General features: G+C 70.6%; 18 protein-coding genes. 10 read left to right on the forward strand and 8 right to left on the reverse strand.

Going from position 1 to position 26112, the window contains the following annotated elements; genetic code table 11:
• Positions 1–340: 340 nt before the first annotated feature.
• From C3Y15_RS19935 to C3Y15_RS19950, 4 genes are read right to left on the reverse strand one after another with little or no spacing between them, the layout of a single operon-like run.
• Positions 341–4549 (reverse strand): bifunctional nitrate reductase/sulfite reductase flavoprotein subunit alpha, encoded by a 4209-nt coding sequence (locus tag C3Y15_RS19935; protein WP_069246479.1) that lies wholly within the window; start codon positions 4547–4549, stop codon positions 341–343.
• A 16-nt stretch (positions 4550–4565) separates the two neighbouring features.
• Positions 4566–4913: a nitrite reductase small subunit NirD gene (nirD, locus tag C3Y15_RS19940; protein ID WP_014724812.1), complete on the reverse strand. Its 348-nt coding sequence runs from the start codon at positions 4911–4913 to the stop codon at positions 4566–4568.
• 37 nt (positions 4914–4950) lie between these two features.
• The gene (gene nirB, locus C3Y15_RS19945; protein ID WP_069246478.1) at positions 4951–7524 is read right to left on the reverse strand and encodes a nitrite reductase large subunit NirB; all 2574 of its coding nucleotides are present in this window, start codon (positions 7522–7524) and stop codon (positions 4951–4953) included.
• Between the two features lie 21 nt (positions 7525–7545).
• On the reverse strand, positions 7546–8871 hold the full coding sequence (locus C3Y15_RS19950) for an MFS transporter (protein ID WP_011882322.1): 1326 nt from the start codon (positions 8869–8871) through the stop codon (positions 7546–7548).
• Positions 8872–9541: 670 nt separating this feature from the next.
• Here C3Y15_RS19950 and cobA point away from each other — a divergent pair.
• The 7 genes from cobA to C3Y15_RS19985 all read left to right on the forward strand — a co-directional run bounded on the left by cobA (position 9542) and on the right by C3Y15_RS19985 (position 15623).
• Entirely contained in the window at positions 9542–10312 is a 771-nt protein-coding gene (gene cobA, locus C3Y15_RS19955; protein ID WP_014724809.1) for a uroporphyrinogen-III C-methyltransferase, read from the forward strand.
• A gap of 178 nt (positions 10313–10490) precedes the next feature.
• Positions 10491–11084, forward strand: a complete 594-nt coding sequence (locus C3Y15_RS19960) for an ANTAR domain-containing protein (protein WP_011882325.1) — start codon at positions 10491–10493, stop codon at positions 11082–11084.
• 5 nt (positions 11085–11089) lie between these two features.
• Positions 11090–12133, forward strand: a complete 1044-nt coding sequence (locus C3Y15_RS19965; protein ID WP_011882326.1) for a CmpA/NrtA family ABC transporter substrate-binding protein — start codon at positions 11090–11092, stop codon at positions 12131–12133.
• Positions 12134–12245: 112 nt separating this feature from the next.
• Positions 12246–12851: a uracil-DNA glycosylase family protein gene (locus C3Y15_RS19970; protein ID WP_059464085.1), complete on the forward strand. Its 606-nt coding sequence runs from the start codon at positions 12246–12248 to the stop codon at positions 12849–12851.
• A 61-nt stretch (positions 12852–12912) separates the two neighbouring features.
• Positions 12913–13695 (forward strand): YkgJ family cysteine cluster protein, encoded by a 783-nt coding sequence (locus C3Y15_RS19975; protein ID WP_069240630.1) that lies wholly within the window; start codon positions 12913–12915, stop codon positions 13693–13695.
• 132 nt (positions 13696–13827) lie between these two features.
• Positions 13828–14796: a helix-turn-helix transcriptional regulator gene (locus C3Y15_RS19980; RefSeq protein ID WP_014724805.1), complete on the forward strand. Its 969-nt coding sequence runs from the start codon at positions 13828–13830 to the stop codon at positions 14794–14796.
• A 128-nt stretch (positions 14797–14924) separates the two neighbouring features.
• Positions 14925–15623 carry a fumarylacetoacetate hydrolase family protein gene (locus tag C3Y15_RS19985; RefSeq protein ID WP_011882330.1) on the forward strand — a complete coding sequence of 233 codons (699 nt, stop codon included), beginning with the start codon at positions 14925–14927 and terminating at the stop codon, positions 15621–15623.
• Positions 15624–15749: 126 nt separating this feature from the next.
• On the opposite strand, the gene C3Y15_RS19990 is transcribed toward C3Y15_RS19985, so the two are convergent.
• The 3 genes from C3Y15_RS19990 to C3Y15_RS20000 form a co-directional block, all read right to left on the reverse strand.
• Positions 15750–16952 carry an MFS transporter gene (locus C3Y15_RS19990; protein WP_069246477.1) on the reverse strand — a complete coding sequence of 401 codons (1203 nt, stop codon included), beginning with the start codon at positions 16950–16952 and terminating at the stop codon, positions 15750–15752.
• A 227-nt stretch (positions 16953–17179) separates the two neighbouring features.
• Complete coding sequence (locus C3Y15_RS19995) at positions 17180–18808, reverse strand: trypsin-like peptidase domain-containing protein (protein WP_124260088.1); 1629 nt, start codon at positions 18806–18808, stop codon at positions 17180–17182.
• Between the two features lie 275 nt (positions 18809–19083).
• Positions 19084–19959: a LysR family transcriptional regulator gene (locus C3Y15_RS20000; protein WP_046426409.1), complete on the reverse strand. Its 876-nt coding sequence runs from the start codon at positions 19957–19959 to the stop codon at positions 19084–19086.
• Between the two features lie 153 nt (positions 19960–20112).
• On the opposite strand from C3Y15_RS20000, the gene C3Y15_RS20005 reads away from it, so the two are divergent.
• Positions 20113–21366 (forward strand): MFS transporter, encoded by a 1254-nt coding sequence (locus tag C3Y15_RS20005; protein WP_059696270.1) that lies wholly within the window; start codon positions 20113–20115, stop codon positions 21364–21366.
• Positions 21367–21485: 119 nt separating this feature from the next.
• Here the strand turns inward: C3Y15_RS20005 and C3Y15_RS20010 are convergent, their stop codons facing one another.
• Positions 21486–23012 (reverse strand): PLP-dependent aminotransferase family protein, encoded by a 1527-nt coding sequence (locus tag C3Y15_RS20010; RefSeq protein WP_059888293.1) that lies wholly within the window; start codon positions 23010–23012, stop codon positions 21486–21488.
• A 169-nt stretch (positions 23013–23181) separates the two neighbouring features.
• Between C3Y15_RS20010 and C3Y15_RS20015 the strand changes: the two genes are divergently transcribed.
• Positions 23182–24381 carry a GNAT family N-acetyltransferase gene (locus C3Y15_RS20015; protein ID WP_124260089.1) on the forward strand — a complete coding sequence of 400 codons (1200 nt, stop codon included), beginning with the start codon at positions 23182–23184 and terminating at the stop codon, positions 24379–24381.
• A 494-nt stretch (positions 24382–24875) separates the two neighbouring features.
• Positions 24876–25940: a 2,3-butanediol dehydrogenase gene (locus C3Y15_RS20025; protein ID WP_034195115.1), complete on the forward strand. Its 1065-nt coding sequence runs from the start codon at positions 24876–24878 to the stop codon at positions 25938–25940.
• Positions 25941–26112 lie beyond the last annotated feature (172 nt).

Here is a 26112-nt window from a genome sequence, read left to right on the forward strand (position 1 = left end):
GGTTGGACACGCCGCGCGCATCAAAAATCCGTAAAAAGAATGCGCGCTGCGAATCATACCGGGAAGCGGCGGGGGTTTTCATCAGGAGAATACCGGGAGGGGTGTGCGGCGGGAGATTCTTGCCGGCGGCTGGGTCCGCGAGCGGCGTCGGTGCGGCGACGCGGCCGGCGGAAAACGGGGCGCGAAGCGCTCGGCACGACGCAGCGCGTATTCGGCGCCAGCCGGCGCACCCTTCAGCGCAGGCGGCCGACGCCGACGGTCACGTCGAAGCGGCTCGCATGACCGACGGCGCTCGACGTGGCCGCCGCGGATGGAGAAGCGCGACGGCCGCCCCACCCGCTCAATACACGTCCCGCACGTACCGCCGCGCCTTCGCGAGCCGCGCGACGTAGTCGTTCGCGGCTTCGTCCGACATTCCGCCGTGTTCGGCCACCACTGCCTTCAGCGCGGTATCGACGTCCTTGGCCATCCGCGCGGCGTCGCCGCACACGTAGAAATGCGCGCCGTCCTCGAGCCAGCTGTACAGCTCCGCGCCGTGTTCGCGCATCCGGTCCTGCACGTAGATCTTGTCGGCCTGGTCGCGCGAGAACGCCAGATCGAGCCGCGTGAGGAAGCCGCTGTCGCGCATCGCGCTCAGCTCGTCGCCGTAATAGAAGTCGGTCTGCGCGTGCTGCTCGCCGAAGAACAGCCAGTTGCGCCCGCGCGCGCCGCGCGCCTGCCGCTCGTGCAGGAAGCCGCGGAACGGCGCGACGCCGGTGCCGGGGCCGACCATCACGACCGGCACGTCGCCGTTGACCGGCGGCCGGAAATGCGCGGACTTCTGCACGAACACGGGCACGCGGCCGTCGTCCGCGCGATCGGCGAGGAACGTCGACGCGACGCCTTTGCGCGCGCGCCGGCCGTTGTGATAGCGCACGGCCGACACCGTCAGATGGATCTCGCCGCGATGCGCGCTCGGGCTCGACGCGATCGAATACAGCCGCGGCTGCAGGCGCTTGAGCATGCCGACCAGTTCCATGCCCGACAGCTCGACCGGAAACTCGTGCAGCACATCGGCCAGCTGTTGTCCCCACAACCACTGCTTGAGGTCCGCCTTGCGATCGTCGCCGAGCAGCGCCTTGAGCGCGCCGTTCGCGCTGCGCGACGCGATGAACGCGAGCGTGTCCGGATGCGGGCGCGTGATGTCGAAGTGGCGCGCCAGCGCATCGGCCAGGCGCACGTCGCCGACGCCCGCCACCGACACCGGCGTGTCGGCCTTCAACGCGGTGACGGCCAGCAGCTCGTCCACCAGTTCCGGGCAGTTGGTCGGCCACACGCCGAGCGCGTCGCCGGCCTCGTATTCGAGGTTCGCGCCTTCGGTCGACAGCGACACGTAGCGCGTGTCCTTCGCCGCGCCCGGCCGGTTCAGCCGCAGGTTCGCGACGAGCTTCGACGGCGCCGGATGCGCCTTGCTCGGCAGCAGCCCCGACGCGCTCGCGCCGGCGCTCGGCACCGCGTGCAGCGCCGCGTCGGCCTCCTTGATCCGCGCCACCACGCGCTCGAGCCATTGGTCCGCGTCGCGCTGGAACTCGACGTCGCAATCGACGCGCGCACACAGCCGCGTCGCGCCGAGTTCCGCGAGCCGCGCGTCGAGCCGGCGGCCGTGGCCGCAAAACTGGTCGTAGTTGCGATCGCCGAACGCGAGGACCGCGAACTGCATGCCTTCCACGCGCGGGGCGCCGGCCGCCTGCAGTGCATCCCAGAACTCGCTGCCGTTGTCGGGCGCGTCGCCGTCGCCGAACGTGCTGGTCATCAGCAGCACATACTGCGCGCTCGCCAGCGACGCGACCGGGTAATCGGACATGCACGCGGTGCGGATCTCGAAGCCGGCGTTCATCAGTTGCGTCGCGTAATCCTCGGTCAACGATTCGATGTTGCCGGTCTGCGACGCCCACAGCAGCGTCACCTTCGGCCGCGTGCGCACGATGCGCACGCCGCCCGGCGCGGCCGCGTCGGCCGGCAGCGCGGGCGCCGCGCGTTCCGTCGCGGGTGCGGGCGCCGAGCGGCTGAACAGCCCCGCGAGCATCCCGTCGAGCCAGTAGCGCACCGGCGGCGTGAGCGGCGCGCCGGCCGGCAGCACCGGCACGCCGCCGTCGCGGCGGCCCGCGCTCGCCCGCAGCCCGCCGACGAGGCCGGCCACGTACAGGCGCTCCGCGTCGGAGAGCGGCGGCGGCGCGAGATCGGCCACGCCGAGCGCCGCCGCGAAAGTGTCGAGGTCTGCCATGTCGGATTCCTGTGAAGCCGCGAGCGATACCGGCGCAGCCTGAGCATCGGCTGCGGCGGCTGCGTGGGCGGCATCGGCTGCGGCCGCATCGAGGCGCGCCGTGTCGTCGTCGGCGGGCGCGAACGCGTTGGTGTCCGCGCGCGTCAATGCGACCGCGCAGTATTTCAGTTCGGGTTGCTGCGATTCCGCGTCGATCGCGTCGTTCGTCACCGCGTTGATGCACAGCTCGTCGCCGTACACGTCGTTCCAGTGCATCGGCGCGAAGCAGTTGCCGCGCAGCACGCGTTCGGTCACGACGGCCGGCAGCACCGCGCGGCCGCGCGCCGAGCGGATCTCGACGCTGTCCTTCGCGGCGATGCCGAGCGCGCGCGCATCGTCCGGATGAAGTTCGACGAACGGACGCGGGTTCAGCTTGTTCAGCATCGCGACCTTGCCCGTCTTCGTCATCGTGTGCCACTGATGCTGCAGGCGGCCGGTGTTCAGCACGATCGGGAAGGTAGCGTCGGGTAGCTCGGCCGGCGCGACGTGCGGTCGCGCGAAGAAGCGCGCGCGGCCCGACGGCGTCGGGAACGCGATGCGCGGCGCGGCGCCGCCGTCGGCCGCCGGCCGCAGCGTCTGGCTCACGCCGTCGTTCAGATAGCGGATCGGATGCCGCTCGCGCGCGGCGCCCGGTGCAACCGGCCATTGCACCGGCCCGTCGCGCAGCGCCGCATGGCTCGCGCCGCGCAGGTCGTAGCCGGTCGCCGGGTTCGAGAACCGCACGATCTCGTCGAACACGTCGGCCGCCGACGCATAGTCGAACGCAGCGCCGAAGCCCATCGCGCGCGCGACTTCCGCGACGATGCGCCAGTCCGGCAGCGCGTCGCCCGGCGCCGCCACCGCCGCGCGCATCAGCGTCAGGTTGCGCTCGGAGTTGACCATCACGCCGTCGCCCTCGGCCCACAGCGCGCCGGGCAGCAGGATGTCCGCATAACGGTTGGTTTCGGTGTCGAGGAACGCGTCCTGCGCGATCACCAGCTCCGCCGCCTGCAGCCCCGCGATCACGTTCTGCCGGTTCGGCACCGTCGCGACCGGGTTCGTGCAGATGATCCAGCACGCCTTGATGTCGCCGGCCGCCATCCGCTCGAACAGGTCGACCGTGCCGCTGCCGGTCTCCTGGCGCAGCGTGCCGGCCGGCACGCGCCACAGGTTTTCGACGAACCGGCGGTCGTCGTCGGACGCCACCGAGCGCTGGCCCGGCAGGCCGGCGCCCATGTAGCCCATCTCGCGGCCGCCCATCGCGTTCGGCTGGCCGGTCAGCGAGAACGGCCCGCTGCCGGGCCGGCAGATCTTGCCGGTCGCGAGATGCAGGTTGCAGATCGCATTGGTGTTCCACACGCCGTGCGTGCTCTGGTTGAGCCCCATCGTCCAGCAGCTCGTCCATTCCGGCGCATCGCCGATCCACTGCGCGGCCGTGCGGAGGTCGTCCGGCGCAAGGCCGGTGATCTCGGCGACGCGCTCCGGCGTGTAGTCGGCGAGGAACGCGGGCATCGCGTCCCAGCCCTCGGTATGCGCGTCGATGAACGCGGCGTCGGTGCGGCCGTTCGCGTGCAGCAGATGCAGCAGCCCGTTGAGCAGCGCGAGATCGGTGCCGGGCCGGATCTGCAGGAACAGGTCGGCCTTGTCGGCCGTGCCGGTGCGGCGCGGATCGACGACGATCAGCTTCGCGCCGGCCTTCACGCGATCCATCATCCGCAGGAACAGGATCGGATGGCAGTCGGCCATGTTCGCGCCGATCACGAAGAACAGGTTCGCGCGATCGAAATCCTGGTACGAACCGGGCGGACCGTCCGCGCCCAGCGACTGCTTGTAGCCGGTGCTCGCGCTCGCCATGCACAGCCGCGAGTTCGACTCGATGTTGTTGGTGCCGACGAAGCCCTTCGCGAGCTTGTTCACGAGGTACTGCGCCTCGATCGACATCTGCCCCGACACATAGAATGACAGCGCGTCCGGCCCGTGCGCGTCGAGCACCGCGCGCAGCCGGCGCGCCGTCTCGGCGATCGCGTCGCGGGCCGGCAACGGGACGAGGTCGTCCTCGCGGGCGCGCCGCACGAACGCGCGATCGAGCCGCCCGGAGCGGCGCAGCGCGACGTGCGCGGACGAGCCCTTCGTGCACAGCCGCCCGAAGTTGGTCGGATGCTCGGAGTCGCCGGACACCTTGACGACTTCGTCATCCTCGACGTGCAGCACCATGCCGCAGCCGACGCCGCAGTACGGGCACACGCTCTTGACGGGGGTGGCGCTCATGCGTGCTCCGTGACGTTCAGGCGGCGATCCACACGAAACCGTCCTCGACCCGCGACGGATAGGCGCTCACCGATTTGTCGGGTGCTTCGAGGCATTCGCCGGTCCGCAGATCGAAATGCTGCTTGTACAACGGCGACGCGACGACGATGCGCTCGCCTAGGCTGCCGATCAACCCGCGCGACATCACCGCGGCCTGCGACACCGGATCGACGTTGTCGATCGCGAACACGCCGCCGGCTTCGGCGTGCGCGACGTGGAACACGGCGACCTGCTCGCCGTTGACGAGCGCGCATACGCCCGTGTTCGGCACGATGTCGTCGAGCGGGCATACGCGGGTCCAGGACAGCGGAAGACGATCGTTCATGATGGGCTCCTTGAATGAGGCGCTGGCGTCGGCCAGCTCAGACGGTGGCGGGTTCCGCGACGACCGGGATCGCGACCGGCTTGCCGCCGGGGCGCTCGTCGGGCGTCGCGGGGCGGATCTGGCCGCGCGTCTCGACGAACGCGATGGTCGTGTCGGGCGCATCGCTGTTCACGAAGTGGCGGAAGCGCTTGCGCGTCTCGGGATCGGTGACGGCCTTCTTCCATTCGCATTCGTAGGTGTCGACCACGTGCTGCATGTCGGCCTCGAGCTCGGCCGCGATCCCGAGCCGGTCGTGCACGACCACATCGATCAGGTAGTCGAGCCCGCCTTCGAGGTTGTCGCGCCACACGCTGGTGCGCTGCAGCCGGTCGGCGGTGCGCACGTAGAACATCAGGAAGCGGTCGATGTAGCGGATCAGCGTGGCGCGATCGAGGTCGGACGCGAGCAGCTCGGCATGGCGCGGCTTCATCCCACCGTTGCCGCATACGTACAGGTTCCAGCCCTTCTCGGTCGCGATGATGCCGACGTCCTTGCCCTGCGCTTCCGCGCATTCGCGCGTGCAGCCCGATACGCCGAACTTGATCTTGTGCGGCGCGCGCAGGCCCTTGTAGCGGTTTTCGATGTCGATGGCGAGGCCGACCGAATCGTCGACGCCGTAGCGACACCACGTCGAGCCGACGCACGACTTCACCGTGCGCACCGCCTTGCCGTATGCGTGGCCCGATTCGAAGCCGGCCGCGATCAGTTCCTCCCAGATCGACGGCAGCTGTTCGACGCGCGCGCCGAACAGGTCGACGCGCTGGCCGCCGGTGATCTTGGTGTACAGGCCGTACTTCTTCGCGACCTGGCCAACGGCGATCAGCCCTTCCGGCGTCACCTCGCCGCCCGCCATGCGCGGCACGACCGAGTACGTGCCGTCGCGCTGGATGTTCGCGAGGTAGTAGTCGTTCGAGTCCTGCAGCCCCGCATGCTCCTTCTTCAGCACGAACTCGTTGAAGCACGATGCGAGGATGCCGGCGACGGCCGGCTTGCACACGTCGCAGCCGAGGCCGCGACCGTGCTTGTGCAGCAGTTCGTCGAACGTCGTGATGCGCTCGACGCGGATCAGATGGAACAGCTCCTGGCGCGAATGCGCGAAGTGCTCGCACAGATGATTGTTGACCGCGAGGCCCTGCTTCTTCATCTCGGCCTTCATGATCTGCGTGACGAGCGGCACGCAGCCGCCGCACGACGTGCCCGCGCCCGTGCACGACTTCAGCGCGCCGAGGCTCGTCGCGCCGTCGGCCACCGCCGCGCAGATCTGCGACTTCGACACGTTGTTGCACGAGCAGATCTGCGCGCCGTCCGGCAGCGCGTCGACGCCGAGCGCGGGCTTCGCCGCGCCGTCCGACGACGGCAGGATCAGGAACTCCGGCTGCGCCGGCAGCTCGATGCGGTTCAGCATCATCTGCAGAAGCGTGCCGTATTCGGTCGCGTCGCCCACCATCACCGCGCCGTGCAGGAACTTGCCGCAGTCGGACACCACCAGCTTCTTGTAGACCTGGCGGCGCTCGTCCGCGTACTGGTAGGTGCGGCTGCCGGCCGTCGCGCCGTGCGCGTCGCCGATGCTCGCCACGTCGACGCCCATCAGCTTCAGCTTGGTGCTCATGTCGGCGCCAGCGAATGCGGCATCGGCCGCATCGGTCATCTTGCCGCCCAGCTGCTTCGCCACCACGCGCGCCATGTCGTAGCCGGGCGCGACGAGGCCGTACACCATGCCGTTCCACGCCGCGCACTCGCCGATCGCATAGATGTCGGCGTCGCTCGTGCGGCATGCGTCGTCGATCGCGACGCCGCCGCGCGGGCCGATCTCGAGGCCGCACGCGCGCGCGAGTTCGTCGCGCGCGCGGATGCCGGCCGAGAACACGATCATGTCGGCATCGAGATGCGAGCCGTCGGCGAACGCCATCCGGTGCGCGTGCTGCTCGCCGTCGACGATCTCCAGCGTGTTCTTGCCCGTATGCACGGTCACGCCGAGCGACTCGATCTTCGCGCGCAGCATCCGGCCGCCGCCGTCGTCGACCTGCACCGCCATCAGCCGCGGCGCGAATTCGACGACGTGCGTGTCGAGCCCCATGTCGCGCAACGCCTTCGCGCATTCGAGGCCGAGCAGCCCGCCGCCGACCACCACGCCGCGCGTCGCGTGCGCGCCGCGCGCCTGCATCGCTTCGAGATCCTCGATGGTCCGGTACACGAAGCAGCCGTCACGCTCGTGGCCGGGCACCGGCGGCACGAACGGCCGCGAGCCGGTCGCGAGCACCAGCTTGTCGTACGCGAGCGTTGCGCCGGATGCGAGCGTGACCGTATGCGCGGCGCGGTCGATCGACGCGACGCGCGCGTTCAGCCGCAGGTCGAACTGCCGATGCCGTTCGAAGAAGCCGGGCTCGACCAGCGACAGGTCGTCGGCCGACTTGCCCGCGAAGAATTCCGACAGGTGCACGCGGTCGTAAGCCGGGCGCGGCTCCTCGCCGAGCACCGTGACCTGCAGCGTGCCGGCCGCGTCCGCTTGCGCGGCGAGGCATTCGAGCAGCTTGTGGCCGACCATCCCGTGGCCGATGACGATCAGTTTCATGATGACGTTTCCCTCGGTCGATCAGTTCGCGGCATTCGCGGTGGCCAGCGCGCGGTCGCGCAGCTCGGCCTCGCGTGCCTTGTGTTCTGCGCTGAAGCGCACGGCCATCGCGCACAGCGCCGTCGCGGTGACGACGAGCCCGAGCAGGCTCAGCGCGTGCTGCACGTCGCCGACGCCCTTCAGCAGGAACGCCGCGGCCACCGCGCCGACGTTGCCGCCCGCGCCGACGATCCCCGCGACGCCGCCGAGCGCGCGGCGGTCAATGAACGGCACGAGCGCATAGGTCGCGCCGCATGCCATGTGCGTGAAGAGGCCGAACGTCAGCATCGCGACGAGCGCCATGCCGATGCCTTGCGCATGCGAGAACCACAAGAGCCCGAGCCCTTCGCCGATGATCAGCGCGCACAGCAGCGTCGCGCGCACGTCGAGGCTGCGCCGCGCGGCGATCCGGTCCGACAGCCAGCCGCCGAGCGCGCGGGCGAACAGCGCGAGCAGCCCGAACAGGCCGACCGCGAAGCCGGCGTCCTTCAGCGACAGCTTGAAGTGGTCGACGTAGTACAGCGCGGCGATGTTGTGGATGAACACCTCGACGCCGAAACACGCGCCGTAGGTGACGAACAGCATCCACACGCGATAGTTGCCGCACGCGGCGAAGAAGCTCGCCCAGCCGCCCTTCTTGCCGCTGTCGACCGTCACGCCCTGCTTGCGCAGCGCGACGAAGTCGCCTTGCGGGCAGTCCTGCGTGAAGCGCCAGTACGCCCACGCCATCGCGAGCATCGCGATGCCCGGCACGACGAGCGCGATGCGCCACGACGCGTCGTCGCCGAAGCCGAGCAGCAGGCCGGCCGCGACGAGCAGCGGCATCATCGCCTGCGTCGCGCCTGCGCCCGCGTTGCCCCAGCCGGCCGTCGTCGCGTTCGCGGTGCCGACCACGTTCGGCGCGAACATCACCGACGTGTGGTACTGCGTGATCACGAAGCCGGCGCCGATCGCGCCGATGCCGAGCCGGCAGATCAGGAACGACAGGTAGTCGTGCACGAACGACACCGCGAACACGGGGATCGCGCCGAGCAGCAGCAGGCCGACGTACACGCGGCGTGGGCCGAAGCGGTCGCACAGCGGGCCGACCAGCAGGCGCACCGCGATGGTCGCGGCCACCGCGGCGATGTTGATGTTCGCGACCTGCGCCGCGGTGAGATGGAATTCGCGCGAGATCAGCGGCATCAACGGCGCACACGCGAACCACGCGAAGAAGCACACGAAAAACGCCATCCACGTCATGTGGAACGCACGCATCGGCGCGCTGCGGAAGCTGAAGAGATCGATACGGGTAGCTTTGTCGGTCATGTCATCCGCCAAACGAAAAACGGCGTCCTGCACATCCGATCTCGTCGAGACCCGATGTGTAGGACGCCGTTGCCCATGAAGCCCGTTGCCGGGCGCGTCAGTATTCGGTACTGCGGACGAATCGCCATTGATTCGCCCGAGCCAGCTAACGCAAGCGGCGTGCCATGCAACGCGAAATCTCCGCGAGCGCCCTGTCGTACAAGGCTCGCCGGGCGCCGTCGGCCGTCTTGCGCGGAATCGGCCGCGATACGTCGGGAGGCATCGCGGCACAGATGTGGTGCGCTGCAGCACTATCGCCGTGCGACGTCGCGGTGCGTGCCGGTGCGTCGCGATGCACGTCGTGCGGGCATCGCATGCGCGGCGCCGCCGCATGCGAGTGCATGCGTTCGCGTGCCGCGGCGGCGTCGTGCGCCGCACGTCGCCGCGGGCGCGGGCCGCGACGCGACGCTTGGCCCGTTTATTGCTGAATCCGTTATCGACACCGGCAACGGCGCCGGTGGGCGGTCTTTCCCCATGCCGTCCCGGCCGATCCAGGCGGGGCCGGCAGAACCGACGTGGACAACGGCGTCCAGCCCGTGCTCGGCACGGCGGGACGCCGTGGTCGCCTCGACCGCCCGCTGCCGCGAGCAACAACGCGTTATCGCCGCCGCATGCGGCACAGGAACACGACATGACGACTGGAAAAGTCACGCTGCTGGGCGCCGGCCCCGGCGACCCCGATCTGCTCACCCTGAAGGCCGCGAAGGCGCTGGCCGCCGCCGACGTGCTGCTGCTCGACGATCTCGTCGCGCCGGGCATCGTCGAGCTTGCGCCGCAGGCGCGCGTGATCCGCGTCGGCAAGCGCGGCGGCTGCCGCTCCACGCCGCAGGCGTTCATCGAGAAACTGATGCGTCGCTACGCGCTGCGCGGCGCGCACGTCGTGCGCGTGAAAGGCGGCGACGCACTGCTGTTCGGCCGCGCCGGCGAGGAGCTCGCGACGCTGCGCGCCGCCGCGATCCCGGTCGAGATCGTCAACGGCATCTCGTCGGGGTTCGCGGCCGCCGCGAGCCTCGGCATCTCGCTCACGCATCGCGAACATTGCCAGGGCGTCACGTTCGTCACGGCGCACCGCCAGGATCACGGCGAGCCCGACTGGGCCGCGCTGGCGGCCACCGGCACCACGCTCGCGATCTATATGGGCATGAGCCGCGTCGACAGCATCGCGACGGGCCTGCTCGCCGCGCTGCCCGCCGCGACGCCGGCCGCCGCCGTGCAATGGGCCGGCACGCCGCACGAACGCCGCTGGACCGGCACGCTCGGCAGCCTCGCGCGCGGCATCGACGACGCGCGGCTCGGCAGCCCGGCCGTGATCCTCGTGGGCGGCGCGATCGGTGCAGCGTGCGCGCAGCGCACCGACACCGATCCCGACACCGCAGCCGCACCGATGTCGTGGGCCGCGTGATGGGCTGCGCCGCGCGGCATCGTCCGCATCACCATTGCGCTCACGGCAGGCGCGCTCGCGCCGGCTGCCGGTGCGGCTTGCCCGACGTGCTCGACGCGTCCGCTGCGGCAAGCTCCGCGCGGACGTCGGCCGATCCGTTCAACCGTTGTACCGAAGCCCGTCCGTCCCCGTTCGCGTCATGAGTTCGTCCGTTCCGCCCGCCCGCCTGCGCGTGCTGCTCGTCACCGATACCGACAAGCCGATCGGCGAGCTCGGCGACGCGCTCGCACGCCTCGGCTACGAGATGCTCAACGACGTCGCGACGCCGGCGCGCCTACCCGCCGCCGTGGAGGAGCAGCGCCCCGACGTCGTGATCATCGATACCGATTCGCCGTCGCGCGACACGCTCGAGCAACTGGCCGTGATGCATGCGACCGCGCCGCGCCCCGTGCTGATGTTCAGCCACGACGCCGATCAGGCGCTGATTCATGCGGCCGTCGGCGCCGGCGTCAGCGCCTATCTGGTCGAAGGGCTGTCGGCCGAGCGCCTCGCGCCGATTCTCGAAGTCGCGCTCGCGCGCTTCTCCCACGACGATGCGCTGCGTCGCCGGCTCGCCGACGTCGAGCGCGAGCTGGCCGAACGCAAGCTGATCGATCGCGCGAAACGCCTGCTGATGGACAGGCGCAGCCTGTCCGAACACGATGCTTACGCGCAGCTGCGCAAGCGCGCGATGGATCAGGGGCTGCGCATCGTCGACGTCGCGCGGCAACTGCTCGACGCGCCTTCACAATGACCACCATGAACCCTCCGATTCCCGCCGCGCCCGAACGCGCGCATCTTCGTCTCGGTTTCGTCGCGTTGAGCGATGCGGCCCCGCTGATCGTCGCGCAGCGCCTGAATCTCGGCGCGCGCCACGGGCTGACGCTCGAGCTGCACCGCCAGCCGTCGTGGGCCGCCGTGCGCGACAAGCTGCTGAGCGGCGAACTCGACGCCGCGCACGCGCTGTACGGGCTCGTCTGCGGGCTGCAGCTCGGCATCGGCGGCCCGCAGGCCGACATGGCCGCGCTGATGGTGCTGAACCGCAACGGCCAGGCGATCACGTTCGCGCGCGGCCTCGCCGACGCCTACCGCGCCAGCGGCGACGTCCGCGCCGCGTTCGCGACGCTCGGCCGCAAGCCGCTGCTCGCGCAGACCTTCCCGACCGGCACGCACGCGATGTGGCTGAACCACTGGCTCGCGTCGCACGGCGTCGATCCGCTGCGCGACGTGCGCAGCGTCGTGATCCCGCCGCCCGAGATGGTCGCGGCGCTCGCGGGCGGCGAACTCGACGGCTTCTGCGCCGGCGAGCCGTGGCACGCGGTGGCCGAGGCTTGCGGCGCGGGCCGCACCGTCGCCGTCACCAGCGAGATCTGGCCCGATCATCCGGAGAAGGTGCTGGCGACGCGGCGCGATTTCGTCGCGCTGTATCCGGCGACCGCGCGCGCGCTGATCCGCACCGTCGTCGATGCGTGCGCGTGGCTCGACGACCCGGCGCACCGCCGCGACGCCGCCGACTGGCTCGCGTCGCCCGACGCGCTCGGCGTGCCGGCCCGCCTGATCGCGCCGCGCCTGCTCGGCGACTACGGCGCCGGCCCGTTCGCGCAGCCGCCGCTGCCGATCCGTTTCCACGATGGCGGCGGCGTGAACCGGCCGGATCCGCAGGAGGCGCGGTGGTTCCTGTCGCAATACCGGCGCTGGGGCATGCTCGAGGGCACGCAGGACGACGCGCAGATCGCCGCGGCGATCGCGCAGACGGCGTTGTATGATGCTGCCGTCGCCGAAGACGGTACGGCCGGCCGCTGACTCCCTCCCCGGAGATGCGGCGGCGGCCGGCCCGCCGCCCAGCGCAATGCGCGGGCGCCCAATGCCCGTACCGCTGTACCCGTATCGCCACTCCGTCCCCGTTACCGAATCGATGCCGAAACGAACGCGCACGTCGCTCGACGTGCTGCTCACCGAAATCCGCGCGTGCCGCACATGCGAAGCCGAGCTGCCGCTCGGGCCGCGCCCGGTGCTGCGCGCCCATCGCGACGCGCGCGTGCTGATCGTCGGCCAGGCTCCCGGCGCGCGCGTCCATGCGAGCGGCATCCCGTGGGACGACGCGAGCGGCAAGCGGCTGCGCGACTGGCTCGGCGTCGATGCCGACACGTTCTACGACGAGACGCGCTTCGCGATCGTGCCGATGGGGTTCTGCTATCCCGGCCGCGGCGCGAGCGGCGACAACCCGCCGCGGCCGGAATGCGCGGCGCTGTGGCTCGACCGGCTGCTGGCCGAATTGCCGTCGATCCGGCTGACGCTGCTGATCGGCCAGTATGCGCAGCGACATTTTCTGCGCGACGCGCGCAAGGCGACGCTGACCGACACCGTGCAAGCGTGGCGCGACTACGGGCCCGGTGTGCTGCCGCTGCCGCATCCGTCGCCGCGCAACCAGGGATGGTTCAAGCATCATCCGTGGTTCGACGCCGAGGTCGTGCCCGAGCTGCGCCGGCGCGTCGCGCCGCTGCTGGCGCGCGACGCATGAACCGGGCCGCCGGCTGCGGCGCCATCCTTTCCCGCTTGAACGCGGCACCCGACACATGCGCATGAACGACACGCCGGCCGACCTCGATTTCGCGTGCACCGGCTGCGGCGGCTGCTGCCGCGACCTGCGCATTCCGTTGACGATCGACGAAGCGATCGCGTGGCTGCGCCGCGGCGGCCACGTCGAACTGCTGTGCGACGCGATGCCGTGGCTCGAGGAGCCCGAGGCCGGCAACGCGTTCGCCGCGTACAAGCGGGCGCGCTCGACGCCCGCCTCGAGCGGCACGCTGCCGCTGCGTGTGACGGCCGTGCTCGTCGCATCGCATGCCGGGCCGTGCCCCAACCTGCGCGACGACCTCCGCTGCGGGATCTACGACGATCGGCCGCTCGTATGCCGCATCTACCCGGCCGAAGTCAACCCGTTCGTGCCGCTCGCGCCGCCCGGCAAGCAATGCCCGTCGGACGCATGGCAGCAGGCGCCGCTGCTGCGCGGCGGCACGCTCGTCGACGCGGCAACGGCCGAGCACGTCGCACGTTCGCGAACGGCCAGCGAGACCGAGACGCCGCTGCGGGCGCGGCTGTGCGAGATGCTCGGCATCGATACGGCGGCCGTCGCGAACGAGGGCTTCGCGGTTCATGCGCCGCCCGCGGATGCGCTGCTCGCCGCGCTGACGGCCGTGCGCGCGGCGCCGGCCGCCGACGACGCGCAAGCGACAGAGTGGACGCTGACGTCGAATCGCACCGCCACGATCGACGCGCTCGCGGCGGTGGGCGGGGCGAGCCGCAGCGCCGCCGCGCTTGCCGGCCCGCGCGTGCGCTATCTCGGCTTCCATCCGGACGCATAGCCGATCCGGTGCAGCGAGGCGCGAAGCGTCGAGCCGCCCCACGCGACCATCGCCCGGCGCCCGCCGATTCCGGCGGCGCCCGGTTCGCTGTACCATCGCGGCTCAACCGCGTCTCGACCAGCCGAATTCTTCATGCCCTCCTCCGCCCCGCCGCGCCTGTACGGGATGCCCGAACGCAGCGACCGGCTCGATTTCTACATCCGCGACCAGGCGTCGCGCCAGGCGATCACCGAACCGCACCGGCACACCTACTTCCAGATCCAGTTCAATCTCGGCGGCGACACCGAGCAGCGGATCGGCGGCGTCACGCGGCCGTTTCCGCGCGGCGCGCTCGCGTTCGTGCTGCCGCATCGCGAACACCTGATTCCGCATCCGGAAGGCGCTCACTTCATCGTGATCAACTTCAGCCAGGCGTTCCTGCGCACCGATCTCGACGTCGATCCGCTCGATCTCGAGGACGTGCCCGCGCACCGCGTCCCCGAACTGACGCCGTTTCGCTTCCAGGAGCATCTCGACTTCATCCTGACCGGCGACGCGTTCGACGAAGCACGCCGCCTCGCGCTGTGCATGCTCGACGCCGACCGGGTCCGCACCTTCGGGTCGACCACGCTGCTGCGCGGCTATCTGCTGCAGCTGATCGGGCTCGTCTGCACGCAGTACGCCGGCGCGCTCGACAAGCTCGCGCAGCGCGGCGCCCAGCGCGCGGGCCGGCGCGACGCGCTCGCACGCGTGCTGCGCCATGTGCGCGCCAACCTCACGCGCGAAGATCTGACGCTTGCGGCCACCGCCGAGGCCGCGTTCCTGTCGCCGAACTACCTCGCGCATCTGGTGCGCAAGGAGACCGGCAGCACCTTCACCGATCTGGTGACCGAGCGCCGGATCGCGCTCGCGCAATCGCTGCTCGCGCATACGAGCCGGCGCATCGCGGACATCGCCCGTGCAGTCGGCTTCCGCGACGAAGGGTATTTCGCGCGGCGCTTTCGCGCGCGCGTCGGCGTGTCGCCGAAGGCGTACCGCGACGCGAACGCCGCGCTGCCCGATGCAGTCGGCGCGGCCGATGCGGCCGATGCAACCGACGCGGCGCCGGCCGCGGACGCGTAGATTTGTCCGGTTAAAGCGCAGTTGCGTCGCATCTCGGCGCGCGGCGCTCCGGTATCGTTGCAGGCATGCCGGGCCGCCGCCGTCGGGTGGCGGCCGGTATCCGTCTTCCATTCGAACGAGGCCATCCGATGTCCGCATACGTCATCGACGCTCCCGAGCGTCCTTCCGTCGAAGTCGATCAATCGTCCGCGCGCTTTCCGGTACGCCGCGTGTTCTGCGTGGGCCGCAACTACGCCGACCACGCGCGGGAAATGGGCGCCGATCCCGACCGCGAACCGCCGTTCTTCTTCACGAAGCCGGCCGATGCGGTCGTGCCGGCCGCCGGCACCGTCCCGTATCCGCCGCTGACGAACGACCTCCATCACGAGATCGAGCTGGTCGTCGCGATCGGCAAGGACGGCCGCTCGATCGAGCCGGCCGACGCGCTGTCGCACGTGTGGGGTTACGGCGTCGGCGTCGACCTCACGCGTCGCGACCTGCAGGCCGAAGCCAAGAAGCTGGGCCGCCCGTGGGACTGGGCGAAGGGCTTCGACGCGTCGGGGCCGATGAGCCCGCTGCGCGCCGCGAGCGCGACCGGCCACCCGGCGAGCGGACGGATCTGGCTCGCGGTGAACGGCGACACGCGTCAGCAAGGCGATCTCGCCGACATGATCTGGGCCGTGCCCGACGTGATCGCCTACGTGTCGCGCTCGGTCGCGTTGAAGGCCGGCGACCTGATCTTCACCGGCACGCCGGCCGGCGTGGGCGCGCTGCAGCCGGGCGATCGCGTGACGGGCGGGGTGGACGGCGTCGCGACGTTCGAGTTCGTGGTCGGCGCGAAGCCGTAACGGCTGTAGTGGCAATGCGCGGGCGCCGGCGGGAACGGCTGCGCGTCGCGTCGTTTGGCTCCGGTCGGCACGGCGCGCACATTGCGCCCGATCGGCGCGCCGGCCGCGCGCGGCGGCGCACATGACTCACGCGCGGGCATCGAAGGCCCGGATGCACATTGCCGCCGCCAACGCGATGAGCGTCGACAGCGACATCATCGCGAGCGGCGCATACGCCGCATTGCCGGTGGTCAGGACGGCGCCGGTCAACGACGCGAGCGCGGCGCCGCCGGCGATGGTCGCGGCGCCGGCCAGCCCCGATGCGCTGCCCGCCAGATCCGGCCGTACCGCCATCGCGCCCGCGTGCGCCGCCGGATTCGACAGCCCGTTTCCGACGCCGATCAAGACGCACGGGCCGAACCATGCAAGCGGATGCGTCACGCCGCCGAGCAACAATGCAAGCGCGATCGCCGGCCCCATGCAGGCGACCGCGCGCCCGCACAGGATCGTCGTCGCAAGCGCATGCCGGTGTGCGCGTCGCGCAGCGACGAAGCTGCCGCATATGAAGCCGGCCGTGACCACACCCATGCACAAGCCGATTTGCACGGGCGGGATACCGAACACCACTTTGGCGGCGAGCGGCGCACCGGCCAGGAACGCATAGAACGCGCCGGTGGAAAACGCCATGCAAAGCGCATAGGCCCAGAACCGACGCGCGCGCAGCAGTGCCGGATACGCGCGCAGCTGTTGCGCGAGCGTCCGGACGTGGGGCGAATGCGTCTCGACGAGATCGGCCGCACACCAGCCGAGCAGCGCAATGCCGGCTGCGGCGAGCAGCCCGAAGCTCGCGCGCCAGCCGACGGTCTGATCGAGCACGCCGCCCAGCGTCGGCCCGATCATCGGCGCGAACGCCGCCGCCATCGCCGCATAGCCGATCCGCCCGGCCGCATGCTCGCCCCCGCCGGTGTCGCGAATCGTCGCCATCGACACCGGGTAGACGGACGTAATCGCGGCCTGCAGCAGACGGCAAGCGAGAAACACGCGAATGTCGGTTGCGAGCGCACAACCGAGCGAGCCGAGCGTGAACGCCCCTACGCTCAGCAGCACGATGGGCCGGCGCCCGAACCGGTCGGACAGCGGCCCCATGACGAACTCCAGCGCTGCGGCGACGGCCGCGTAGCCGGCGACGGAAAGGGCGACCAGCGCGTAGTCGGCGCGCAGTTCGCGCGCGATCGCGGGCAACGACGGCAGAAACAAGCTCAACGGCAGCACCGAGAGCACGCACAGCGCGATCAACGTCGCATATCGCGGCGCCGCGGCGGCCGAAGCATTCGACAGGTCTGGTTGCAAGTGGATGCCCTCCCGCACATGCGCCGTGCGGCCGTGCGCGATGCCAAAAAAAGCCCCCGAGCAAGTCGGGGGCGCATGGGTGCCGGCGCGATGTCGCTACCGGACCCTGCGCCTGTGTACTACTACGAAAAAGATTGCCGCGTTCATTCCGTATGGCTCCGAATGCCCGAATCGCGGGCAGCGATGTCGAACGATGTTAGTTGCTCGACCGCTTGGCGGTCAACGCACTACCGCGCCCGCACCGACACGAATCTGCGCGCGTTGTCGCGCTGGATCAGCACCGCGATCGCGTTGCCGCCGTGCGCTTCCAGCGCCGGCACGTCTTCCGGCGTTTCGAGCAACGTATCGTTGAGTTCGAGCACCACGTCGCCGGGCCGGATGCCGGCGCGCGCAGCCGGCCCGTGCACCGCATCCACCATCATTCCGACGGCGAGCCCGGTCGATCGGCGTTCCGCGTCGCTCAGCGGATGCATCGTCAGTCCGAGCCGATCGCCGCCGTCGGCCGGCCGCGCGGCGGCCACCGTCAGCGCCGTCGCACCGGCGGCGGCGACCGGCCCCGTAGCACCTGGCACGCCTGCCGACGCCGCATCGTCGATCGCGTCGTCGGCGCCCGTGGCCGCGCCCGTGACCACCAGCGTCTTCGGCACGCGATTGCGGATCGCCCGCAGCGTCGCCTTCCCGCCCGCCGGCAACGCCGCGGCCAGATCGTTCAACTCCGCCGCGCGGCCGATCGGCCGGTCGCCGAACTTCACGATCACGTCGCCCGGCTTCACGCCGGCCAACGCGGCCGGTGAGCCGGGATCGACGGTGTTCACGAGCGCGCCCGCCGCGCGCGGCAACCCGAACGCGGCCGCGAGTCCGACGCCGACATCCTGCACGTCCACACCCAGTGCATTAGCCGATCCATTAGCCGACCCATTGCCCGCCCCATCCCCCGACGCCGCGCGCTGCGCCTGCGCATTGCTGCGCATCTGCGCCTGTACTTGCGCGCGCACCTTCACGGCGAGCGCGATCGGAATCGCGAACGTCGTGCTCGCGTAGCGATCGGCGTCCGTGTAGACCTGCATCGCGATCCCGATCACGTCGCCCGCGCGGTTGAACACCGGGCCGCCGGAGTTGTCGTGGTTCACCGCGATGTCGGTCTGGAAGAACGGAAACGCGCCGCCGTCCGGCAACAGATGCGACGTCGCGCTGACGATGCCGGCCGTGACCGTATTGCCCGCGCCGTCCGGCGCGCCGATCGTCATCACCGGTTCGCCGGCGCGCACCCGCGACGAGTCGCCGAGACGCACGACCGGCAGCTTCGTCGCGTCGACGTGCAGCACCGCGACGTCGCTCTGCGGATCGACGGCCAGCACCGTGCCCTTGAGCATCCGGCGATCGGCCAGCCGCACCGTCACGTCGGTCGCATCGGCCACCACGTGCGCGGACGTCAGGATCAGCCCGTCGGCGCTCACGATGAAACCCGACCCGCTGCCGGCGATCGCGCGCGGCAACGCATCGGAAGGCTGCGCCGGCGTCTGCGCGCGTGGCGCGGCCGGCGGCGGCGCTGCGCGGCGAAAGAATGCGGCAAGCGGATCGTCGGGATCGAGTTCCATGAACGACGGGCCGCCGGATTGCGGCTCCGCCGCGGCCGTCGAGACGGTCACGACGGCCGGCCCGTAGCGATCGACGATCGCGGGGAAATCGACCGGCATCGAATACGGCGGCGCGGCCGTCCTGACCTTCATGCCGGGCGGCGTGCGCGGCGGCGCGACGGTCCCGGCAACGAGCGGCGACGGCGCGCACGACCACGCGAATACGGCGCCGATCAACGCGCCGTGAAGCACGGCGCGAGCAAGCGTCTGGCGAACCACGGTGCACCTCCCCCGGGCGATCGCGGCGCGGAGCCGCGCGGCACGCGCGTACGCCCGACAAGCACCGGTACACGTCTCCATTTATAGTCCACGCCGCGTCGCGGACCTACGCATCGAAACCCGGATGCCTACCACGCGCGCCGCGCCGCAACCGCGACAGCGTTCGTTCCGGACAAACTCGCCGGTTCGTCAATCGGCATATTCACCGCACGGTGCACGGCGTGCAGGCAGCCGCGAGTCGATGCCAATTCGGCCCGCGCGTCGCGGCACGCCGGCTACCACGCCAACGCGAGAAAGTTGCGCACCACCGGCGACTGCGCGTCGCGCCGCGAGGCGATCGCGAGCCGCGCGCGCAGGCCGTCGCCGGCCACCGGCCGATAGACGACGCCCGCGACCTGCACCTGCGTGATCGCCATCGGCACGATCGACACGCCGAGCCCGGCCGCGACGAGCGTCACCGCCGACGCGATCTGCGGTGCCGGCTGCGCCATGCGCGGCTGGAAGCCGGCGGCATTGCAGGCGGCGACGATGTCGTCGAACAGCGCGCTGCCCGCTTCGCGCGGCACCTGCACGAACGCCTCGTCGGCGAGTTCGGCAAGCTCGATCCGACGGCGCCGCGCGAGCCGATGCGCGACCGGCAGCGCGACGAACATCGGCTCCTCGTCCCAGTCCGCGGCGTGCAGCGTATCGGCGATGCGGCGCTCCGGACGCACGATCCCGACGTCGAGCCGGCCAGCTTCGAGCGCGTCGAACAGCACGCCGGAGGTCGCCTCCAGCAGCGTCAGCTCGGTATCCGGAAACGCCTCGCGAAAGCGGCGGATCAGGTCGGCGACTTTCGAATTGAACGCCGCCGTCCCGGTGAAGCCGACGCGCAGCTGCCCGATTTCGCCGCGTGCCGCCCGCTTCGCCGCACGGGCAGCACGCTCGGCGTCGTCGAGCACGCGCCGCGCCTCTTCCGCGAACACCTCGCCGGCAACGGTGAGTTCGGCGCCGCGCGCGGTTCGCTTGAACAGCTCGACGCCGAGTTCGTCCTCGAGCGCCCTGATCTGCTGGCTCAGCGGCGGCTGGCCGATGCCCAGCGCCTGCGCGGCCTTCGTGAAGTTCGACGCGGCGGCGACGGCCAGAAAGTAGCGGAGATGCCTGAGTTCCATGCGCAATGCGATCGACGGTGGACGGGAACATGCAGCCGCAACGAGCGGCCGCAGCCAGATGCAAAACATATCGCTACGGTTTCTTTCATATATTGGACATATGTTTGACCATGCGCAAGAATGGCCGCCTCCCCAGCCCATTCAGTGCATCTCATGCCTTCTTCTACGAACCCGCCTGCGGCGGCGCGCGGCGCGACCACCGCGCCCGATGTGCTGCCTGCCGGCGTGTCGCCGCGCTCGGCCGCCTACCTGCGCATCGCGCTGGCGCTCTTTCTGGCCGGCTTTGCGACGTTCTCGCTGCTCTACTGCGTGCAGCCGCTGCTGCCCGCGTTCGTGCGCGAATTCCATGTCGGCGCGGCGTCGAGTTCGCTGTCGCTGTCGCTGTCGACCGGCATGCTGGCCGTGTCGATCCTGTGCGCCGGCGCGCTGTCGGAGCGCGTCGGCCGGCGCGGGCCGATGTTCGCGTCGATGACGCTCGCCGCGCTGTTCAACCTGCTGGCGGCCGTTGCGCCGAGCTGGCACCTGCTGCTGGTGTGGCGCGCACTCGAAGGCTTCGCGCTCGGCGGCGTGCCGGCCGTCGCGATGGCGTATCTCGCCGAGGAGATCGCGCCCGAAGGGCTCGGTCTGTCGATGGGGCTGTACGTCGGCGGCACCGCGTTCGGCGGCATGATCGGCCGGATCGGGATGAGCGCGCTCGAAGAGTACTTTTCGTGGCGCACCGCGATGCTGACGATCGGCGTCGTCGATCTCGCCGCCGCCATCGCGTTCGTCGTGCTGCTGCCGCCGTCGCGCCGCTTCGTGAAACGCACCGACCTGAAGCTGCGGCATCACCTGCAGCTATGGAGCGCGCAACTGCGTCATCCACGCCTGCCGTTCGTGTTCGCGATCGGCTTCCTGGTGATGGGCGCGTTCGTGACCGTGTACAACTACGTCGGCTTCCGGCTGATCGCGCCGCCGTTCGACCTGAGCGCAACCGCGTGCGGGCTGATCTTCACGGCGTATCTGTTCGGGATGGTGTCGTCGTCGAGCGCGGGTGCGCTCGCCGATCGCGTCGGGCGTGCGCCGGTTCTCGTCAGCGGCATTCTCGTCTTCGCAGCGGGCCTCGCGCTGACGCTGTCGCCGTCGCTCGTGGCGATCATCGTCGGGATCGTGCTCATCACGATCGGCTTCTTCGTCGCGCATGCGGTCGCGAGCGGCTGGGTCGGGCATCTCGCCGGGGCGTCGAAGGGGCATGCGGCCTCGCTGTACCTGCTCGCCTATTACGTCGGGTCGAGCGTGCTCGGCTCGGTCGGCGGCACGTTCTGGCAACACGGCGCGTGGGGCGCGGTCGTCGCTTATGTGGCGGTTCTGCTGCTGTTGGGCCTGGCCGCCGCGCACCGGATCGTGCGTGCGGAACCGGCGCGCTGAGTGTCGGGCGCTGTCGAAGCGCACGGGTCCGCTGCAGCGTGCGCACGACATGCCGGCGCTGCGCGGCGCATCGCACGTCTTGTAGGACGGCAACGGCCGATAGCATCGGCACCGTACGCTCACCGAGCGCCGGCTCCCCGCTCATCCTCCGCATACGCAACCGGCTCGCTGCGCGGCGCTTGCGCGATACGCTGCGCGATCGTCGACAACGTCCGCAGCATCGGTGCGAACGCATCGGCCGACGTATTGCCGAAGCCGAGTACGAGCCCGTTGTCGGCCGGCGCCGTAGCGATCGAAAAACCCGACAGCGGAAACGGCCCGATCCCGTGCTCGCGCGCCGCCGCGACGATCGCGCGGTCGGGATAGCGCGCCGGCAGCCGCAGCGTCAGATGCAATCCGCACGGGCCGCCCTCGACCTCGTGCGGCACGCTGAACGCGTCGCCGAGCGCGGCGAGCAGCAGCCGGCGCCGATCGCGATACAGCCGGCGCATCCGTCCGAGATGCCGGCCGTATTCGCCGGTCTCGATGAAGTCGGCCAGCGCGAGCTGCACGTGGCGCGTGCCGCCGCGCAGCATTTCGGGCAGCACGGCGCGCACGGCTGCGAGCAACGCGTCGGGCAGCACGAGGAAGCCGATCCGCAGCGCCGGGAACATCGTCTTGCTGAACGAGCCGAGATAGACGACCGGCGAATCGGCCGCGAGCCCGTGCAACGCGCCTATCGGCTCGCCGGTATGGCGAAACTCGCTGTCGTAATCGTCCTCGATGATCCACGCGCGATGCCGGCGTGCCGCCTCGAGCAGCGCGAGGCGGCGCGAGATCGACAGTACCGCGCCGGTCGGGAACTGGTTCGACGGCGTCGTGTAGACGAGCCGCGGCGTGCGTTCGGCCCAGTCGGCATCGTCCGCGCGCAACCCCTCCGCGTCGACCGGCATCGGCACGACATCGAGATCCGCCGCCTGCATCGCGCTGCGCGCGCCGCGATAGCCGGGCTCCTCGACCCACACCGTATCGCCGGGATTCGTCAGCAGTTGTGCACACAACGCGATTGCGCCCTGCGCGCCCTCGGTGATCACGATCTGCTCGGGAGCGCAGCGCACGCCGCGCGTCACGGCCAGGTGTCGCGCGATCGATTCGCGCAACGTGCGCTCGCCGAGCGGATCGCCGTACGCGAGCAGCTCGTGACCGGTACGGCGCAGCGCGCGGTCGATCGCATGCCGCCATGCGTCCACCGGAAAGTGCGACAACGCGGGCACGCCCGGCCGGAAAAATTCGGACTCGCCGCTGCCGATCAGGCTCGGGCGGATCCGGCCGAGCCGCTGTGCGACGGCGGGCGGCGCCGCGGGCCGGCGCGGCGCGGCCGGCCGCGCCAGGCCGACCACCCGCGTGCCGCGCCGATCCGACTGCAGGAAGCCCTCGGCGACGAGCTGCTCGTACACGGCCGCCGTCGTGTTGCGCGACACGCCGAGCGTGTCGGCCAGCGCGCGCGTGCCGGGCAGTCGCGTGCCGGCCGGCATCGCGCCGCCGAGAATCGCATCGCGCACGCGGCGCAGCAGCTGGCGCTGCAACGACGGCGCGCCGGCCGTGCGGGCGAGCGGCGCGTCGAGCGGCAACGCGGGCGTGTCGTGGGAAGGAATGTCGGTCGTCATCGAATCTCGCGGCATCGGGGTATCACGGTGCGCACCACGGCGAAGCGGCACGCGTGGCACCATAAATTTGCATGAGTCTGGCGCTTTTCATGGTACCTCGGCGCGACTACGATCGTCTGCATGCCGGCAAGCCGCCGGCCGCCAACCGCCAACCGACGCGAGATCGATCTTGTCCACGCCCACCAACGATTTGCAGCAACCCATCGGCCGTCCCATTCCCGACTGGTCCGCGCGGCCGCGCCCGGAGCGCATCGTGCTCGAAGGCCGCTACTGCCGGCTCGAACCGCTCGATGCCGAGCGCCATGCCGCCGAGCTGTACGCCGCGTATGCACAAGCGCCCGACGCCAGCGACTGGACCTATCTCGCACACGGGCCGTACGCCGACGCGTCGAGCTTCCGCGACTACCTGCGCGGCGCGGCGGCGAGCGCCGATCCGCTGCACTACACGGTGATCGACCGCGCGACGAACCGCGCGGTCGGCACGCTCGCGCTGATGCGCATCGATCCGGCCAACGGCGTGATCGAGGTCGGCTCGGTCACGTTCTCGCCGCTGCTCAAGCGCACGCCGGTATCGACCGACGCGCAATACCTGCTGATGAAGTACGCGTTCGACACGCTCGGCTACCGCCGCTACGAATGGAAGTGCGATGCGCTCAACGCGCCGTCGCGCAAGGCCGCGGCACGGCTCGGCTTCCGCTACGAAGGCACGTTCCGGCAGGCGATCGTCTACAAGGGCCGCAATCGCGACACCACTTGGTTCTCGATCGTCGACGGCGAGTGGCCCGACGTGCGCGCCGCGTTCGAAGCGTGGCTCGCGCCCGCGAACTTCGACGCCGGCGGCGTGCAGCGCGAATCGCTCGTCGCGATCCGCGAGCGGCAAGCCCGTGCGCGCGACGCGGCCGAGCGCGGGAGCCGCGCGACGCACGTCACGGTGCGCCCGCTCGCCGCCGCCGACGAAGCCGCGTGGCGGCCGCTGTGGGACGGCTATCGACAGTTCTACCGGTCGCCGGCGAGCGACGCGGTGACCGCGACGACGTGGGCGCGGCTGCTGGACCCGGCCGAACCGATGTTCGTCCTCGGCGCGTTCGACGCGGCGGGCAAGCTGGTCGGCATCGTGCATGCGATCTACCACCGCTCGTGCTGGACCGACGGGCCGTACTGCTATCTGCAGGATCTGTTCACGGCGGCCGACGCGCGCGGGCAAGGCGCGGGCAGCGCGCTGATCGAGGCCGTGTACGAGCGGGCCCGCGAAGCCGGCGCGAGCCGCGTGTACTGGCTCACGCACGAAACCAACACCTCGGCGCGCGCGCTGTACGACAAGCTCGCGCACGACGCGGGATTCATCCAGTACCGGAAAGATCTCGGCTGACGGTGCGGCGCAGCCGCGACGTGGATCACGCTGCGACTGTGCGATGGGGCGGAGCGTTTTGGCCGCTGGCGGCGGTGATCGCCAGCTGGCGCTTGGTATACGGCGCTCGGCTCCCCCTCGCGACCCGGCGCGGAATGCTCGTGCCACCGCCCACGCCAACAGCGACTAGTACGCACCGCGTCTCGCATTCCGTCTCAAATGCGTGAGACGACCGTCGCGTCGTCTCATCCGCACGGTGCCGTCGCAATTGCAGCAAATCCGGCGCCGGTTTCGCGTGCCACCGGCGCGATGTCGACGCAGCGCGGCGTGCTGCATTGCACATCGACAGCCCTGCCGCATCGCCGCGCAAGCTGCCTCATCCCGCTGGCCCCATTCCTGCATATCGGACGTTCGCGCAATCGCGCGACGGACGCACCGGCACCCTGCCGCGCGCCCGACGACAATCTGACGGAGACAGCAACGTGAGTACACCGGCACCGCATACCGCCCCCAGCATGAAGGCCGCCGTCTGGCACGGCCGCAACGACATCCGCGTCGAGGAGGTTCCCGTCCCCGGACACCCGCCGGCCGGCTGGGTCCAGATCCGCGTGCACTGGTGCGGGATCTGCGGCTCCGACCTGCACGAATACGTCGCCGGGCCGGTGTTCATCCCCGTCGATGCGCCGCACCCGCTCACGGGCCTGAAAGGCCAGTGCATCCTCGGCCACGAATTCAGCGGCGAAATCGCGGCGCTCGGCGCGGGCGTCACGGGCTTCGCGCTCGGCGAGCGCGTGACGGCCGACGCGTGCCAGCATTGCGGCACCTGCTGGTATTGCCGGCACGGGATGTACAACATCTGCGAGAACCTCGCGTTCACCGGGCTGATGAACAACGGCGCGTTCGCCGAGTACGTGAACGTGCCGGCCGAACTGCTGTACAAGCTGCCCGACAACTTTCCGACCGAGGCCGGGGCGCTGATCGAGCCGCTCGCGGTCGGGATGCACGCGGTGAAGAAGGCCGGCAACATCGTCGGGCAGACCGTCGTCGTGGTCGGCGCCGGCACGATCGGCCTGTGCACGATCATGTGCGCGAAGGCCGCGGGCGCCGGACGCGTGATCGCGCTGGAAATGTCGGCCGCGCGCAAGCAGAAGGCGCTCGAAGTGGGCGCGACGGTCGTGATCGACCCGAAGGCGTCCGACGCGATCGCCGAGGTCAAGGCGCTGACGGGCGGCTACGGCGCCGACGTGTCGTTCGAATGCATCGGCCACACGGCCACCGCGAAGCTCGCGATCGACGTGATCCGCAAGGCCGGCAAGTCGGTGATGGTCGGCATCTTCGAGGAGCCGACGTCGTTCAACTTCTTCGACATCGTGTCGACCGAGAAGGAAGTGATCGGCTCGCTCGCGTACAACGGCGAATTCGCGGACGTGATCCGCTTCATCGCGGACGGCCGCATCGACGTGCAGCCGCTCATCACCGGACGCATCGCGCTCGGCGACATCGTCGCGCGCGGCTTCGAGGAACTGGTCAATCACAAGGACCGCAACGTGAAAATCATCGTCCAGCCCGTGGCAGCCTGACGGACGCTCGAGGCGGCTGGGGCGCGGCGCGCGGGTGCCGCGCTCCGATGGGCGCTGGATGGCGAATGATGGGCAACGCGCAGCGGGCCGCGGGCGATGGGTGATGGGCGACTGGCCATTCGCAGTTCGCGTTGGGCGTTGGGCGTTGGGCGTTGGGCGTTGGGCGTTGGGC

This window comes from Burkholderia sp. B10 (assembly GCF_004368385.1).
GTDB classification, from domain to species: Bacteria; Pseudomonadota; Gammaproteobacteria; order Burkholderiales; family Burkholderiaceae; genus Burkholderia; species Burkholderia vietnamiensis.